A 15,765-nucleotide genomic window follows, 5' to 3' on the forward strand; every position below is an offset into this window, starting at 1 on the left:
AGGAAACCGTTAATTGCCGGGGAATTTGAGGAGGGCGGCGGTGGCGATGCCGTCGGCTTCGAGGGCGGAGCGGCCGCCGAGGTCCGGGAGGTCGATGGCGAAGAGGGCCAGGAGCAGAGTGGCGCCTTGTTCGCGGAGGAGCTCTGCGGCGGCGAGAGCGGTGCCGCCTGTGGCGATAAGGTCGTCGATCAGTAGGACGCGAGCGCCCTGGCCTATCTGTCCTTCATGCAATTCGAGGCGGTCGGTGCCATATTCGAGCACATAGTCGATGCCGACGGTCTTGCCGGGTAGCTTGCCCGACTTGCGGATCGGAACGAAGCCGAGACCGAGCGCGTGAGCGAGTGCCGATCCAAGCACGAAACCGCGCGCCTCGATCCCGACGACGATGTCCGCGTCGAGCGGACGGGCGATCGCGGCAAGGCTGCTGACGAGGGAGGAGAAGCCTTCAGCGTCGGCGAGTAAAGTCGTGACGTCGCGGAACAGGATGCCCGGCTTCGGAAAGTCGGGAATGGTCCGGACCAGCGCGGCGAGTTCATCTAGATCCATGTAAACTCCCAATGAAAAAGGGGCGCGGTGTCATCATGACGCCGCGCCCCTTCCCTATTCATTCCCTTGGCCGAAAGGCGGTCAGGGGGCCTTTTTCTTGTCGGCCCAGATATTCTGGTAGGACATGTAGGCCAGCGCCGTTGCGATCAGCAGGAAGACGATGGTCGCCAGACCCGCGCGGCGGCGGTTCTCAAGCTTGGGTTCGGCGGTCCAGGTCAGGAAGGCCGAAACGTCCTTCGCCATCTGGTCAACGGTCGCCTTGGTGCCGTCGCCATAGGTCACCTGACCGTCAGCCGTCAGCGGCGGGGCCATGGCGAGGTTCAGGTTGGCGAAATAGGGGTTGTAGTGCAGCCCCTGCGGCGTCTTGGCATCCGGGAAGTGCTTCAGCAGCTCGGCAGGCTGGTTCTGGAAACCAGTCAGCAGCGAGTAGACATAGGCCGATCCCTCATGGCGCGCCTTGGTCATCAGCGACAGATCTGGCGGGATCGCATTGTTGTTCGCCGCCATCGCCGCGACATTGTTGGCGAAAGGCTTGGGGAAGTAATCCGCCGGGACCGGAGCACGCGTCGACATTTCACCCGTCTTGGGATCGACGTCAGGCGTCTTGATCGCCCACTGCTTGGCGATCGCCTTGATCTCCGCCTCGTTGTAGCCAATGCCCTTGAGGTCGCGGAAAGCGACGAACTTCAGGCTGTGGCAGGCCGAGCAAACTTCCTTGAACACCTGGAAGCCGCGCTGCAGCTGGGGCTGATCGAACTTGCCGAACGGGCCGTTGAAGGAGAAGTCCACTTCCTTGGGATGCTTGTGGAATTCATGCTCCACCGTCGCAGCGGGCGGTTCGGAGACATAGGCCACAGCGCCCACAAGGAAGGAGATCAGCAGCCAGCCAGCAAAGAAGAGGCCGACGAGAAATGCGCCGATGCGAACCATGTTGATCTTGTCCCCTATTAGCCGGCGTTCGACGGCTGCGGATCCGCGCCCATTCCGGGAAGCGCATCCTGTTCGCCCTTGATGTTATAGCGGTTAAGCACCGATTCCGTGATCGAGCCCGGCAGCGGCAGCGGCCGTTCAAAGCGCGAGATCAGCGGGAGGATGATCAGGAAGTGGGCGAAATAATAGGCGCCCGCAATCTGGGAGATCATCACATAGGGTTCGGCAGCAGGCGCGCCGCCGCAATAGCCCAGGATCAGCACGTCAACGATCAGGATCCAGAAGAACTTTTTGAAGGTCGGACGATAATTGCCCGAACGCACCGGCGAGGTATCCAGCCAGGGCAGGAAGAAGAGCATCAGGATCGAGCTGAACATCGCCAGCACGCCCAGCAGCTTCGCGGGGACAAAGAAGAAGTCCACGGTGAAGGCGCGCAAGATCGCGTAGAAGGGCCAGAAATACCATTCCGGAACGATGTGCGCAGGCGTCGAAAGCGGGTTCGCTTCGATATAGTTGTCGGGATGGCCGAGATAGTTCGGCGCGAAGAACAACAGGATCGCGAAGAGGATCAGGAAGACGCCCGCCCCGAAACCATCCTTCGCCGTATAGTAGGGATGGAAGGGAACGGTGTCCTGCGGACCCTTCACTTCCACACCGGTCGGGTTCGACGAACCCGGAATGTGCAGCGCCCAGATGTGCAGGATGATGACCGCAGCGATCACGAAGGGCAGCAGGAAGTGCAGCGAGAAGAAGCGGTTGAGCGACGCATTGCCAGGAGCAAAGCCGCCGAGCAGCCAGGTCTGGATCGGCTCACCCACGACCGGGATCGCGCCGAACAGGCCGGTGATCACCTTTGCACCCCAATAGGACATCTGCCCCCAGGGAAGCACATAGCCCATGAAGGCGGTCGCCATCATCAGGAGGAAGATGACGATACCGAGCAGCCAGACCATTTCGCGCGGCGCCTTGTAGGAACCGTAGAAAAGGCCGCGGAAGATGTGGAGATAGACGACGATGAAGAAGAAGCTGGCGCCGTTGGCATGCGCATAGCGCATCAGCCAGCCCGCATTCACGTCACGCATCGTCTGTTCGACGGTGCTGAACGCGACCAGCGTGTTGGCGCCATAATGCATCGCCATGATCACGCCGGTGACGATCTGGATCACCAGCGCGAGGCCAGCGAGAACACCGAAGTTCCAGAAATAGTTGAGGTTGCGCGGGACCGGGTAACCGGCGCCGATCGCGTTGTAGACGAGGCGCGGAAGCGGCAGCTTCTCGTCGATCCACTGCATCGCGGGATGCTTGGGAGTATAATGCTCAGCCCAGGGAAAGCTCATGGTTTCTTACCTCAGCCTACGAGAATGGCGGTGTCGGAAGTGAAGCTGAACTTCGGCACTTCCAGGTTCTTGGGCGCGGGGCCTTTGCGGATGCGGGCCGCCGTGTCGTAGGACGAACCGTGGCAGGGGCAGAAATAGCCGCCAAATTCACCGCGATTCTCGCCCTCGCCCGCACCCAGCGGCACGCAGCCCAAATGGGTGCAAACACCCATGGTGATCAGCCACTGCTTCTTGCCAGCGACGGTGCGCTGTTCCAGCGTCTGCGGATCGCGCAGCGAGGAAACGTCAACCTTGTCGGCTTCGGCGATTTCCTTGTCCGTCAGATGACGCACGAAAAGCGGCTGCGAGCGGAAGGTCGTCTTGATCGCCTGACCCGGCTGGATCGAAGAGATATCAACCTCGGTCGATGCCAGCGCCAGCACGTCCGCGCTGGGGTTCATTTGATCCACGAGCGGAATGACGACGGCGACAGCCCCGACCCCCGCGAAGCTTACTGCGGCGATATTGATGAAGTCGCGACGACGCACTCCACCTTCGCCGGATAGACCTTGGCTGTCCGTATGTTCAACGCTCGCCATGCACCTCAACCCTTGCAAAGACGTCCCTGTTACCCGCCGCATTGCCGTCACCGGCCCTGATTATCGAGAGAGTAGCGCCGCCCACGGAATATGGGCCTCGCCTTTCCCCCTGGCGTGGTTCGGGGGCCTGATAGACCCACTGTAGCTTCTTTGCCAACAGCAATTTGGCCATGGCTATGACAATTTGCCCCGCTGCTTTATGCGCGGGGCATGCGTATTGCTCTTTATCAACCCGAGATTGCCGGGAATGTCGGCGCCATATTGCGGCTGGCCGCCTGTTTTTCCGTGCCCGTGGACATCATCATGCCGATGGGATTCGCCTTTTCCGACGCCAAGTTGAAACGCGCCGCGATGGATTATGGCGCGGCGGCGGAGGTGACTCGCCACGCCAATTTCGAGGCATTTGACGAGGCCCGGCGTGCGGAGGGCCGTCGTCTGGTGCTGATGAGCAGCCATGCTTCACAGCCCCTGCCAGAGGTGCGTTTTGACAGGAATGACGTGCTGCTGATGGGATCGGAAGGTGCGGGCGTGCCCGACGCGGTGCGCGACATGGCCGACCTGCGCGTCCGAATCCCCATGGCTGCGGGCTTCCGGTCCTTGAACATTGCCGTTTCCACGGGCATCGCGGTTGCCGAAGCCCTTCGCCAGACTGGACAATTTCCAACATGATCGAGATTTCCCAATGACCTTGGTCCTCAATCCCCAACAGCAGGCCGCCCGCAACTGGTTCGAATCGCTGCGCGACCGCATCTGCGCGGAATTCGAGGCGATCGAGCGCGAGGCGGGCAGCGATGCCTCCTTTGCCTACACGCCATGGGACCGCGAAGCGCCGGGATTGACGCCGGGCGAAGGCGGCGGCGGCGTGCGCGGCGTGATGAAGGGCAAGATATTCGAGAAGGTCGGGGTCAATGTATCCACCGTCTCGGGCGAGTTCGCGCCGGATTTTGCCAAGACCATCCATGGCGCGGGGGAGAATCCGGCCTTTTTCGCAACGGGGATCAGCCTGGTCGCGCATATGGCCAATCCGCATGTGCCCGCCGTGCACATGAACACGCGCTATCTGATTACGTCGAAGAGCTGGTTCGGTGGTGGCGCGGACCTTAACCCTCCCCTGCCCCGGGATGAGGACACGGCGAGCTTCCATGCGGAATTCAAGGCGGCATGCGATGCGCATGATGCAGACTATTATCCCCGCTTCAAGGCGTGGGCCGACGACTATTTCTTCATTCCGCACCGGGGCGTTCATCGCGGCGTTGGCGGCATCTTCTACGATCATCTGGAGTGCGAGGATGATGCAGGATTTGATGCGAATTTCGCCTTTACCCGGTCGGTGGGCGAGGCGTTTCTGGCGGCCTTTCCGCCGATTGTCCGGCGGCGGATGGGCGAAAGCTGGAGCGAAGAAGATTACGCCAGGATGCTGGAATGGCGCGGCCGTTATGCGGAATTCAATCTGGTGCATGACCGGGGCACGCTGTTCGGGCTGAAGACCGGCGGCAATGTCGATGCGATTTTGATGAGCCTGCCGCCGATGGCGAGCTGGAGCTGAATCCATGCCGCTGACGCCGGTGGCCAATGATCAGATTGCGACGATCGTGACTTATCTGGAGATGGTGGAGCGTCCTCGGCCTGCGCCGATTCCGCCTGCTCCGTTGCGGCTGGTGCCGTGGAAGGCGCCTGCGCTGGATGCCTATCGCGCGCTGTTCCGGCGTGTGGGGGAGCCGTGGCTCTGGTTCTCACGCCTTGTCATGAGTGATGCGGAATTGATGGCGATCATCCACGATCCGGCAGTGCAGATTTTTGCGATCACCGATCCGCGTGGCGTGGAGGTGGGCTTGCTGGAGCTGGATTTCCGGGCGCTGCCGGACTGCGAGTTGAGCTTCCTTGGCCTTATACCTGAGCTGACCGGCAAGGGATTTGGGGCTTGGCTGATGGCGCAGGCGAAGTCGCTGGCATGGCGCAAGGAGGTGCGCCGGTTCTGGGTGCATAGCTGTACGCTGGACAGTCCGGGTGCGCTCAGCTTCTATCAGCGGGCGGGATTTGTGCCCTATAAGCGGGAGGTCGAGGTTTTCGCTGATCCTCGGCTCGCCGGTTTATTGAGCGCCGATGCGGCGCCGCATGTGCCCATGCTGGGTCAGCCCGCCTCCGCCTGACGATAAAGCCGGGCGAGCATGACGAGCATATAGACCTGCACCACGGTCGAGACGACGGCCGCTGCGACGCCGCCGACGAGCCGCGCGCCTTCCGCTCCGGCGATCAGGCGACCGAACAGGCCGAAGATGACTTGCGCGGCTGAGCCGACGATGGCGGAGAGCAGCGTCAGCACCAGGATGAAGCCGAGCAGCCGCCAGAAATGGCCGCGTGTCAGCGCCCAGCTATGCCGGAGCGAGGCCATCACGCCTTCATGGCCGTCGATCACGACGGGATTGAGCAGCAGAAGCCGCACGCTGGCGAAGAGCATGACGGCGCCGCCAGCGGTCACCAGCAACGCGGCGAGGGCTGCGGCAACAGGCTTTGCCACCATGGAGAAGGCGACGACCACGATCATGCCGACGATGGCTATGCCAAGCAGGGTGCCGATCACGACAAGCGCCGTGCCGAGCAGCACGGGCAGGCGGGAGAGGCTGAGCCGCAATGCTTCGCCGACGCTGATGCCGGGCCTTAACGCCAGTGCGAACAGGGCGAGTGACCCGAACCAGATGATGATGACGCCGATCAGCGTGGACAGGATGAAACTGGGCGGGATGTCGGGCATGGCGCCCTTGTCCATCGTCCAGGTAGCGAGTTCGGGCGGCGTCATCTCCTGAAGGATGAGGCCGGGCAGCGCGACGAAGAGCAAGGCGACGGGGAAGAGCAGGCTGCGTTCGCGCGCGACGAAGGCGACCGCTTCTTCCCATGCCTTGCCGATCGACATCGCCGCCATATCTTCGCCTTTTCCCGTACTTAAAATCGGGGAGGAGACTTGATCGCTCCCCTCGCGCAAGTCAAGGAAGTGCCATGTCATCCTCTTCCCCTTCGCCTGCTGTCGCCGACCAGATCGAATGGCGGGTTGATTCGGCGCTTGTGGACTATCCCGAAGCGCTCGCCGACATGGAGGCGCGGGCGGCGGCGATCTTTGACGGTGAGGCGGGCGAGCGGGTGTGGCTGCTCGAACATCCGCCGCTGTATACGGCGGGGACGAGCGCCGATCCGGCGGAACTGATCGACCCGCGCTTTCCGGTGCATGATGCGGGGCGCGGGGGGCGCTATACCTATCATGGGCCGGGGCAGCGGATCGGCTATCTCAACATCGATCTGCGCGAGCGGGGCAAGGATGTGCGCAACTTCGTCCATCATCTGGAGGGGTGGATGATCGACGCGCTGGGCGACCTTGGCATCGCGGCGCGGCGGGCGGAGGGGCGGATCGGTATCTGGACCGATGACCTTGACGGGCGCGAAGCGAAGATCGGCGCGCTGGGCATCCGGGTGCGGCGATGGGTGACGCTGCATGGCTTTTCCATAAATGTGGACCCCGACCTGTCCCATTTTGGCGGCATCGTGCCGTGCGGGCTTGCGGAATATCCCGTCACCAGCATCGCGGCGCTGGGCAAGAATGCCTCAATGGCCGATCTCGACGCGGCATTAAAGGCGCATTTCCCTGCCTTTCTGGGCCGGTTGCGGCGCTGTGGCGCGGGGGTTGAGCAATGCGGATCGGGCGGCTAGGGTCGGCGCCTTCGCCGGGTGGGGGCCGCCGGGCATCACATGTTTGGGAGACCCGGATGCGCTGCAAAGCGAGGATGATCTTTACCGCCTTGCTGCTGACCGGCTGCACCGCGCTGGCGGCCTGCGGCAAGGACGACAAGGGGAGCAACACGGTCCAGATGAAGGATCTGGAGGTTGTCGATGGCACGACCACCGACGCCATGACGGACCTGGACGGGGTGCAGAGTGAAGCGCCGTCGGCGGCCCTGCCCTCGGCTGGAGGGAATAACAGCGCCGCTACCGCGCCTCAGCCGGAACCTGCCGCGGCCAATGCGGCGCAGGGCGAGGCTGAGATACTGTCGGATCAATAGACGGAGCGAGGCGTTCAGGCGCAATACAGGCGCCGGACGCGAGGCATATCATAAGAGAAGCCCTGCCCGATCGTCATTCACAAAGGCCGCCATTCTTAAAGGGGAAGTCATGACATCCTGTTCCACGCTGCGCCGGGTCTGTGCCGGGTTGATGATTGCCGCCGCGCCGCTGTTGGCTCAGCCGGCCGCCGCCCAGTTTTTCTGGTCGCCGCCCGACTTTTCCAGCCCGCCGCTGACGGACGCGGACGCGGCGATCGCGCTCGGCCTGCCCGGCGCCACGGCGGAGGAAATTCGCGCGGGCCTCGTGTGGAACCTGCGCGCGGCGCTCAACGTCGCGGCGCTTCAGTGCCAGTTCGAACCGACGCTGCTGTCGATCAGCAACTATAATGCGATGATCGCGCATCATGACGCGGAACTGGATGCGGCCCAGTCGGTCCTGCTCGGCTATTTCCAGCGCACCGTTGGCAAGGGCAAGCCGGGCCAAGCCGCAGCCGACAAATATGGGACGCGCATCTATTCGGGCTATTCGACCGTCCAGGCGCAGCGCGGCTTCTGCCAGGCGGCGGGTCAGGTCGGGCGGCAGGCAATCTTCGCCAATCGCGGTTCGCTGCATGAGGTGGCGCGCACGGGGCTGGGGTCGATCAAGAAGTCGCTGGTGCTGGCGGGTGAGCAATTTTACGGCGACCCGGGGCGGAGCTATGCGCTGACCCTGCCCTCGTTCGACAAGAAATGCTGGAAGAAGGACAAGCTGCGGCCGGAATGCCAGGTGGCTTATGAGCAGAAAGTGGCAGCTAAGTGATGGTGTGATGGCGTGATATGTGAGGAGCGCGGTTGTCGGGGCTCCGATCAATAAAGCATGATCATGTTTGAGTGATCGTCACCCCGGGCTTGACCCGGGGTCTCGCTGCCTCGGCAGAATTCACGAAGCGGGACCCCGGATCAGGTCCGGGGTGACGGAAAAGAAGCGTTAGTGCCGATAATTCTGTATCAATGACGCTGCAACAAGCGTGGGGCGAACAGTGGAGGGGCGGCTCGGCGTTTGATCGCCTATGCTTTCACCTAAGCCCCAGATATTTATGCGATTGAAGGCTTAGCCGCCATTTCGGCCGCGCCATGACCAGATCGATCGCCGCCTGCATGTTCGCCGCCGCGTCCGCGCTGTCGAGGGGTTGGATCAGCAGGTTGTCGAAAGCCCAGCCCTCCATCGCCTCCACATCGGCGATGCTATGGCCCCTGCCCGGCTGCGGCCAGACCAGCTTCAGTTCATTGCCGCTGCGTTGCACGACATCGCTGCCTGCCTTGGGGCTGATGCAGACCCAATCTATGCCGGGATGCGCCGCGATCGTGCCGTTGCTTTCGATGGCGATGGTGAAGCCACGGGCGTGGAGCGCGTCGATCAGGGCGTCATCGACCTGCAACATGGGTTCGCCGCCCGTCATGACGATGTAGCGGCCTTCGTCACCCGTCCCCCAGAAGGCGAGAGCCGCGTCGGCAAGGGCCTGCGCGTCGGCGAATTTGCCGCCGCCGTCGCCATCCGTGCCAACGAAATCGGTATCGCAGAACTGGCAGACAGCCTTGCGCCGGTCCTCTTCGCGGCCGGTCCAAAGATTGCACCCGGCAAAGCGCATGAAGACGGCGCGGCGGCCGCTATGGACGCCTTCGCCCTGAAGCGTCAGGAACATCTCCTTGACGGCATAGCTCATCCGCTTGTCCTTTACGGCTTGGCTGCGTAGCGGGTTGGATCGGGCAGGCCCGCTTCCTCAAAACCCCTGGAGCGAAGGCGGCAGCTATCGCAAAGCCCGCAATGCTGGTCGCCCGGCGCGGGATCGTAGCAGGACCAGCTCATCCCCGCATCCAGCCCCAACCGGTTCGCCTCTCGCGCGATGTCGGCCTTGCTCATATGCTGGAGCGGGGCGTTGATCCGCACGGGATGCCCTTCGACCCCCGCCTTGGTCGCCAGCGCCGCCATATTCTGGAAGGCGTCGATGAACTCGGGACGGCAGTCGGGATAGCCCGAATAATCGAGCGCGTTGACGCCGATGAAGATGTCATTCGCGCCCGACACTTCGGCAAGGCCAAGCGTGAGCGACAGGAAAATGGTGTTGCGCGCGGGCACATAGGTGTTGGGAATGCCCGGCCCCACCCCGTCCTTCGGCACCGCGATGTCCGCCGTCAGCGCCGATCCGCCAAAGGCGGTGAGATCGAGCGGAAGGACGATATGCCGTCGGACCCCGAGAACAGCGGCGATGCGCGCGGCCGCGTTCAATTCGACGCGGTGCCGCTGATTATAGTCGATCGTCAGCGCGACCAGTTCATAGCCCGCCTCGCGCGCGAGGCCGCCCACGACCATCGAATCCAACCCGCCCGACAGCAGGACGACAGCGATTTTCCCATCATTGGCAGTCATGGGCGCTCCGCTACCGCCACAGGCGCGCTGGCGCAAGCGGTGCGGTCAATGACAGGCGCCGATGCGCCGTCCTTCCATGCTGAAGGAGAAGGGCGCGCCGCCCGCAATCCCCTGAGCGTGGATTTGCACCAGCCTGGACGTTTCGATGCGCAGATCGGTGCGCCCACCCCCTGCCCCGGCGCAATCGTAGCTGACCGTCAGCCGTTTGGCGCTTTCGTCGATCGTCAGCCTTTTGCAGTTGTTGCGGCCATGGCGAAGCTGGATCAGCTGGCGAATATCGGCAAGGCAGATGCGGCGTATATCGCCCTTCCCGCCTTCCTCCGGCCGTTCGCGCAATTCCCATTCGCCCGGTTCCAGACCCCTGAGCGGCGGCTCGGAAAGCGCCTGCGACCCGACCGGCGATACAGCGATCAGCACCGCAATGGCCGCGCTCAAGACGTGCAGACCTGACGTCATTCAATAGCCCCCGTATTTCATCGCGGACTCCGGAGCGGCTCGCCGCGTGCATGGCGGCACGGCCTTCATGCACCCAAATCCGGCGGGTTGATAGCGCCAGCCCCCGCTAACGCCCCAACCTGTTCCGAAGTCGCAATAAATTCGTGTCAGCCTTGCGCGAAACTGTCCAGCGAAACTGGAAACAAGCGCGAACAAAAGGCGCAATCTACCCCAATGACCCCCTGTTCATCAGCCATTTGGGCACGTTCTTCGGCGGGGAAACGGCCGATGACGCTGCGGATATGGGCCAGATCGCAGCGGCAACCCTTGGTCAGGTTGACCGGATCGGTGACGCGCACCACCTCTTCCTCATGGAACAGACGCCAGACGATATCGGTCAGCGGCAGCGCTTCGTCGGTTAGTTCATTATCGCTGAGCGTGACGGCCAGCGCCTGGACATGTTCCCATTCGGGATGGTCATGCCGCGTGTGGAGACGTTCGCGGCCCACTTCACCTTCGGGCAGATGCTGGAGCAGCATGCCTGCGGCAAAGCAGCCCTGCCCCGCTTCGTGCCGGACGGCGATCTGGACGACGCTGGGGATTTGTTCGGACTGGAAGAAATAATGTTCGGCCGCCTGGGCGAGCGAATCGCCGTCGAGCGGGACGATGCCCTGATAGCGCTCACCCGTGACCGCCTGGTCGAAGGTGATGGCGAGATAGCCCTTGCCGAACAGGCCGAAGAGCGTGGGGTCAGGCCCAAGCTCCGCCAACCGATCGGCGTCGAACTTGGCGTAACCGCGCACTTCGCCGCCCTTGTAATCGGCGACGAGCAGGCTGACGACGCCATGTTCGTTATGCGCCTGTAGCGTCAGCTGTCCGCCCGCATCCTTGAGCGTCGAGCCGAGCAGCGCGGCGAGGACCAGCGCGGAGGCAAGCAGCCGTTCGACTGGCGGGGGATAGGCATGGGCGGCAAGCACCTGATCCAGCACCGGCCCAAGGCGAAGGATGCGCCCGCGCGCGTGACGCGACGGGATGGTGAAGCCCAGGGCCTGATCGATATCGGATGCGTTCAAGACAAGCTCCGTTAGTCCCGGTGCAGGGCGGGAATATAGCGGCGGCCGGGCGTTATCGCCCGGCCGGTTCGCTGCTAGATAGGAATATGTCCGGCAAACTCAACCAAGGCGGCCCGCCGCCCAGAGCAGCACGGACTTTTGTGCGTGGATGCGGTTTTCCGCCTCGTCCCAGATCAGCGATTGTGGGCCGTCGATGACCTCCGGCACGACCTCTTCGCCGCGATGGGCGGGCAGGCAGTGCAGGAATTTCGCGCTGGGCTTTGCTTTTGCCATCAGGTCTTGCGTGACCTGATAGGGCATCATGGCCTTCAGCTTTTCGTCCGCATGCGCCTGACCCATGGAAATCCACGTGTCAGTGACGACGGCGTCGGCCCCCGCTACCGCCTCGACAGGATCACGGGTGAGCGTGATGCCAGCGCCCAGCGCCTGCGCCTCCTTGATGAAGGCGTGGTCGGGCTCATAGCCTTCGGGTACGGCGATGCGCAGGTCGAACTTGAAGAGGCCCGCCGCTTCGATGATCGAGTGGAGGACATTATTGCCATCACCCAGCCATGCCCACTGGCTGCCGGGCAAGGCCACGCCATGTTCGACCAGCGTCAGAAGGTCGGCGGTGATCTGGCACGGGTGCGACAGGTCGGTGAGGCCGTTGATCACCGGAACGGTGGCATAGCGGGCCATTTCCTCGATCTTGGCATGGTCATCGGTGCGGATCATGATCATGTCGCACATGCGGCTGAGCACGCGCGCCGTGTCCGCCACGGTTTCGCCCCGGCCAAGCTGGCTGGTGGCGCCATCGAGGATCAGCGAGGTGCCGCCAAGCTGGCGGATCGCCATGTCAAAGCTGACGCGGGTACGGGTGCTGTTCTTTTCGAAGATCATCGCCAGCGTGTGGCCAGCGAGCGGCGCGTCGGCATCGGCCTGGCCCTTAGGCAGGGCCTTGCGGGCGGTTTTCCGGTCGATGGCGTCGGAAAGCATGGCGGCGAGCGCGTCGGCGCCAGCGTCGGAGAGATTCAAGAAATGTCTGGTCATAGGGAGTAAACCTCCAACCCGTTCGGGCTGAGCCTGTCGAAGCCTTCTCTTCTTAAGAAAGGAAAGCCCTTCGACAGGCTTAGGGCGAACGGTGGTTAGTGTCTAAGCCGCTGAAGCCTCCGCGAAGCTGCGGGCACCAGCGGACAGTTTTTCGATGCATTCGGCGACATGCTTCTCGTCAATGATGAGCGGCGGCAGAATGCGGACGACATTTTGTCCGGCCGACACTACCAGCAGCCCATGATTGTCGCGCAGATGCGCCACGAAGTTTCGCGCGTCGCTGCTGTCCTTGAGCTTGACGCCGAGCATCAGGCCAAGGCCGCGCACATCCTCGAACATGTCGTGGTTGGGGATGAGCTGCTCCAGCGCGGAACGCAGGCGCGCGCCGATGCTGTTCACATGGTCGAGGAAGCCTTCGCCCAGCACTTCGTCCAGGACAGTCAGGCCGACCGCCATGGCGAGCGGATTGCCGCCATAGGTGGAGCCATGGGTACCGAACACCATGCCCTTGGCCGCTTCTTCCGTCGCCAGGCAGGCGCCGAGCGGGAAACCCGCGCCTATGCCCTTGGCGACGGCCATGATGTCGGGGTTCAAGCCATATTGCTCATGGGCGAAGAAGGTGCCGGTGCGGGCATAGCCGCACTGCACTTCGTCGAGGATGAGCAGCATGCCCTTGTCATCGCACAGCTTGCGCAGGCCGGTGAGGAACTCTTGGGTCGCGGGCGTGACGCCGCCTTCGCCCTGCACGGTTTCGACGAGGAAACCGGCGGTGTTCTCATCGACGGCAGCGGCGGCGGCTTCCAGGTCGTTGAACGGCACGACGGTGAAGCCGGGCAGCAGCGGTTCGAAGCCGTCGCGCATCTTGGGCTGGCTGGTGGCCGAGATGGTCCCCAAAGTCCGGCCGTGGAAGGCGTTGTCGAAGCTGATGATATTGTGACGGTGCGCCTCGCCATTGGCATAATGGTAGCGGCGCGCGGTCTTGATCGCGCATTCGACCGCCTCCGCGCCCGAATTGGTGAAAAAGACCGTGTCGGCGAAGGTCGAATCGACCAGCCGCTGCGCGAACTTTTCCCCCAGCGGCATGCCGTAGAGGTTCGACGTGTGCATCAGCGTCGCGGCCTGATCCGCGATCGCCTTCACCAGTTTCGGGTGGCCATGGCCGAGCAAATTGACCGCGATGCCGCTGGCGAAGTCGAGATAACGCTCGCCACGCTCGCCGATCAGATAGCAGCCCTCGCCTCGCACCGGGCGGACCTCGCACCGGGGGTAAACGGGCATGAGCGGCGTAATCGACATGGTGGCCCTCCCTTCGCTGGGGCTGATGAAAAAAGTCTCAAAACGCAAAAAGGCGGCCCCCGCCGGGCCGCCCTTTGCGAGCGCTGCCTATACTAGGGGCGCTGGAGTGGCGCAAGCCATTCTACCAGCGTCGTCCCAGCGGACGCTGGGATCTCGTTAGGCTGGGTTGTGCCCTCTCGCCTGAGATCCCAGCTTTCGCTGGGATGACGGCTGTTGGAGGATCGTCAGGCGATCTGGTTCCAGGCGTCGGCGATTTCGGCGATGATGTCGCGGGCCTGCTCGGCATGTTCGGGCGAGCGTTCCTTGGCGCTGAGCAGCAGCAAGCGGCGCGCTTCGCGGTAGATTTGGGCGAGACCCATGGCGATGTCGCCGCCCTTGTCGAAGTCGAGGCTGGATTCGAGCGCGATCAGGATCGACATGGCGCGGGCCTGCTTGTCGGAAACTTTCAACCGGTCGTTGTTGCGTTCGGCCAGCGCGGTGGCTTCGAGAGCGATCAACAGTTCGTCGAACAGCACCTTTACCAGCGCATGGGGCGTGGCGCCTTCGATCCGGCTGCCCGAATGCACGGCCGCATAGCCGCGTGCCGCGCGATTGCCTGCATAGCCCTGTTGAGAATAGAACATCTTACCTGACCCCTGTTATCAATTATCGCTCTTGGTCCACATGGCGACCTGCTGTTCCAGATAGTTCTGGGTCGCCTTGAAGGCCGCCAGACGCTTGTCCATCGCCGAATAGACCTTGGAAAGCTGCGCCTGATAGTCGGTCATCTGGTCGTTCAGCTTTTCCAGCTGCTCGGTCAGCGCCTCACCCAGCTTTTCATATTTGCTTTTTGCCGCAGCCAGCGGACCATCCGTCTGCTGAATCTTGTCGCGCACGCTGTCCATCAGACCGGCGAGGCCGGGCTTCGTGTCCGACTTGACCGCCGGGTTCAGCATCTGGGTGATCCCGGCGGGGTCGGCGAGAAGCGCCTTGTCGAGCGCGGCGGTGTCCAGCTTCAGCGTGCCGTCGCGATTGGTGCTGACACCGATGGACGACAGCGTCGTATAGGTCCCCGTGGGCGCCAGCACGGCCGACGTCATCTGCGACAGCTGCCGCTTCATGTCGCGGATCGATGCTTCACCGTTCAACGCGCCCGCGCTGGACGAATTGCCACCGGCCGCCGTGGCGGTGTTCAGCGCCTTCATCAGCGTATTATAGGCGTCCACGAACTCGACCATCAGGTCGCGCATCGACGTGGTCGGCTCGGTCGATGCCAGCGTCACATTGGTGCCCGGCGCGGCCTTGTTCAGGTCAATGCGCAGGTTGGCGATGGCGGTGTCGATCGTGTTGCTGCTGTAATGCTGCTCGACGCCGTCCAGAAGGATGATGGAATCCTTGGCCTGCACCTGACGCGTCATCCCGCCGGTCGCGCCGTCCCACGTGAAGGCATCGAGCGCCGCGTTTGCAGGCGAAGATGTGTTGGTGAAGGTAAAGCTGTTCGCGTCGCCCGTCGCGCCCTTCATCACCAGGCGCGTGCCCTGATTGTCGGTGATGACACTGGCGCTGACGCTTGTCCCGGCTGCGTTGATCGCCGCTGCAAGGTCGGCATAGGTGGCACCGGCACCAAGCGTGATGGGGACGGCGGCGCCGCTACCCACTGTCAGCGAGAAGCTGCCCGCGCCAAGCACGGTGGCGGCGGTTGCGCCTGAAACGGGTGCAGAGGCAATGGTCTGCGCAGAGGCAAGCTGCTGCACCTGAAGCTGCGCTGGCAGCTTTGGCACACCGCCCGGCAGCAGGCTGACAGCCGCAATGCTGGGATCATTGGAGGCGGGCGAACCCGCGAAACCCGTTCCGGCGAGCAGGCTGTTCAGGGCGTTGGCAAAAGTATCGAGCGAGCTGGAGGCCGATGCGAGCGCCGAAATCCGTGCATTATTGGTGCTCTGACGATCGGTAATCTGCTTCTGCTTCGGGTCGCGGGCAGCGCTCACCAGGCTGGTGACCAGCGCTCCGGTGTCGATGCCGGACCCAATGCCGAGCGCTGTTGAAATGCTGCTGCTTACCGAGGTCATCGTCCGTCCTTTCGAGGATGAGAACGGCTCTAGGATG

19 protein-coding genes are annotated in these 15,765 nt (G+C 63.1%); 6 read left to right on the top strand and 13 right to left on the bottom strand.

Annotated features, from left to right (window positions below; genetic code table 11):
* Positions 1-9: 9 nt before the first annotated feature.
* The 4 genes from ACZ51H_RS07910 to petA all read right to left on the bottom strand — a co-directional run bounded on the left by ACZ51H_RS07910 (position 10) and on the right by petA (position 3,391).
* Positions 10-546, bottom strand: coding sequence for an adenine phosphoribosyltransferase (locus ACZ51H_RS07910; protein ID WP_464801472.1), 537 nt, complete (start codon positions 544-546; stop codon positions 10-12).
* An 81-nt stretch (positions 547-627) separates the two neighbouring features.
* On the bottom strand, positions 628-1,476 hold the full coding sequence (locus tag ACZ51H_RS07915) for a cytochrome c1 (RefSeq protein ID WP_464801473.1): 849 nt from the start codon (positions 1,474-1,476) through the stop codon (positions 628-630).
* A 17-nt stretch (positions 1,477-1,493) separates the two neighbouring features.
* Entirely contained in the window at positions 1,494-2,813 is a 1,320-nt protein-coding gene (locus tag ACZ51H_RS07920; protein WP_449473786.1) for a cytochrome b, read from the bottom strand.
* Positions 2,814-2,824: 11 nt separating this feature from the next.
* Positions 2,825-3,391, bottom strand: a complete 567-nt coding sequence (gene petA, locus ACZ51H_RS07925) for a ubiquinol-cytochrome c reductase iron-sulfur subunit (protein WP_449473787.1) — start codon at positions 3,389-3,391, stop codon at positions 2,825-2,827.
* 210 nt (positions 3,392-3,601) lie between these two features.
* Between petA and ACZ51H_RS07930 the strand changes: the two genes are divergently transcribed.
* The 3 genes from ACZ51H_RS07930 to ACZ51H_RS07940 are packed head-to-tail and all read left to right on the top strand — an operon-like array spanning position 3,602 to position 5,541.
* A complete protein-coding gene (locus tag ACZ51H_RS07930) occupies positions 3,602-4,060 on the top strand; it encodes a tRNA (cytidine(34)-2'-O)-methyltransferase (protein WP_449473789.1) in 459 nt (152 codons plus the stop codon).
* Positions 4,061-4,073: 13 nt separating this feature from the next.
* Positions 4,074-4,937, top strand: coding sequence for an oxygen-dependent coproporphyrinogen oxidase (gene hemF, locus ACZ51H_RS07935; RefSeq protein ID WP_464801474.1), 864 nt, complete (start codon positions 4,074-4,076; stop codon positions 4,935-4,937).
* A gap of 4 nt (positions 4,938-4,941) precedes the next feature.
* Entirely contained in the window at positions 4,942-5,541 is a 600-nt protein-coding gene (locus ACZ51H_RS07940; RefSeq protein WP_464801475.1) for a GNAT family N-acetyltransferase, read from the top strand.
* On the opposite strand, the gene ACZ51H_RS07945 is transcribed toward ACZ51H_RS07940, so the two are convergent.
* Positions 5,523-6,311, bottom strand: coding sequence for a DUF7847 domain-containing protein (locus ACZ51H_RS07945; protein ID WP_464801476.1), 789 nt, complete (start codon positions 6,309-6,311; stop codon positions 5,523-5,525). The two genes, ACZ51H_RS07940 and ACZ51H_RS07945, sit on opposite strands and share 19 nt — an antisense overlap.
* A 74-nt stretch (positions 6,312-6,385) precedes the next feature.
* On the opposite strand from ACZ51H_RS07945, the gene lipB reads away from it, so the two are divergent.
* From lipB to ACZ51H_RS07960, 3 genes are all read left to right on the top strand, one after another.
* Positions 6,386-7,090 (top strand): lipoyl(octanoyl) transferase LipB, encoded by a 705-nt coding sequence (lipB, locus tag ACZ51H_RS07950; RefSeq protein ID WP_464801477.1) that lies wholly within the window; start codon positions 6,386-6,388, stop codon positions 7,088-7,090.
* 74 nt (positions 7,091-7,164) lie between these two features.
* Complete coding sequence (locus tag ACZ51H_RS07955; RefSeq protein ID WP_464801478.1) at positions 7,165-7,440, top strand: hypothetical protein; 276 nt, start codon at positions 7,165-7,167, stop codon at positions 7,438-7,440.
* Positions 7,441-7,549: 109 nt separating this feature from the next.
* Entirely contained in the window at positions 7,550-8,239 is a 690-nt protein-coding gene (locus tag ACZ51H_RS07960; RefSeq protein ID WP_464801479.1) for a hypothetical protein, read from the top strand.
* A gap of 256 nt (positions 8,240-8,495) precedes the next feature.
* On the opposite strand, the gene queE is transcribed toward ACZ51H_RS07960, so the two are convergent.
* From queE to fliD, 8 genes are all read right to left on the bottom strand, one after another.
* The gene (queE, locus tag ACZ51H_RS07965; protein WP_464801480.1) at positions 8,496-9,143 is read right to left on the bottom strand and encodes a 7-carboxy-7-deazaguanine synthase; all 648 of its coding nucleotides are present in this window, start codon (positions 9,141-9,143) and stop codon (positions 8,496-8,498) included.
* Positions 9,144-9,154: 11 nt separating this feature from the next.
* The gene (queC, locus tag ACZ51H_RS07970) at positions 9,155-9,847 is read right to left on the bottom strand and encodes a 7-cyano-7-deazaguanine synthase QueC (RefSeq protein ID WP_460986459.1); all 693 of its coding nucleotides are present in this window, start codon (positions 9,845-9,847) and stop codon (positions 9,155-9,157) included.
* 45 nt (positions 9,848-9,892) lie between these two features.
* Entirely contained in the window at positions 9,893-10,303 is a 411-nt protein-coding gene (locus tag ACZ51H_RS07975; RefSeq protein WP_464801481.1) for a DUF3617 domain-containing protein, read from the bottom strand.
* Between the two features lie 146 nt (positions 10,304-10,449).
* Positions 10,450-11,355 (bottom strand): Hsp33 family molecular chaperone HslO, encoded by a 906-nt coding sequence (hslO, locus tag ACZ51H_RS07980; RefSeq protein WP_464801482.1) that lies wholly within the window; start codon positions 11,353-11,355, stop codon positions 10,450-10,452.
* A 99-nt stretch (positions 11,356-11,454) separates the two neighbouring features.
* Complete coding sequence (gene argF / locus ACZ51H_RS07985; protein ID WP_460986462.1) at positions 11,455-12,384, bottom strand: ornithine carbamoyltransferase; 930 nt, start codon at positions 12,382-12,384, stop codon at positions 11,455-11,457.
* Positions 12,385-12,486: 102 nt separating this feature from the next.
* The gene (locus ACZ51H_RS07990; protein ID WP_464801483.1) at positions 12,487-13,680 is read right to left on the bottom strand and encodes an acetylornithine transaminase; all 1,194 of its coding nucleotides are present in this window, start codon (positions 13,678-13,680) and stop codon (positions 12,487-12,489) included.
* Between the two features lie 224 nt (positions 13,681-13,904).
* A complete protein-coding gene (locus tag ACZ51H_RS07995) occupies positions 13,905-14,303 on the bottom strand; it encodes a flagellar export chaperone FliS (protein WP_449473811.1) in 399 nt (132 codons plus the stop codon).
* 18 nt (positions 14,304-14,321) lie between these two features.
* On the bottom strand, positions 14,322-15,728 hold the full coding sequence (fliD, locus tag ACZ51H_RS08000; RefSeq protein ID WP_464801484.1) for a flagellar filament capping protein FliD: 1,407 nt from the start codon (positions 15,726-15,728) through the stop codon (positions 14,322-14,324).
* Positions 15,729-15,765: the final 37 nt, after the last annotated feature.

The sequence above is a fragment of the Sphingobium sp. TomMM15 genome (assembly GCF_055397045.1).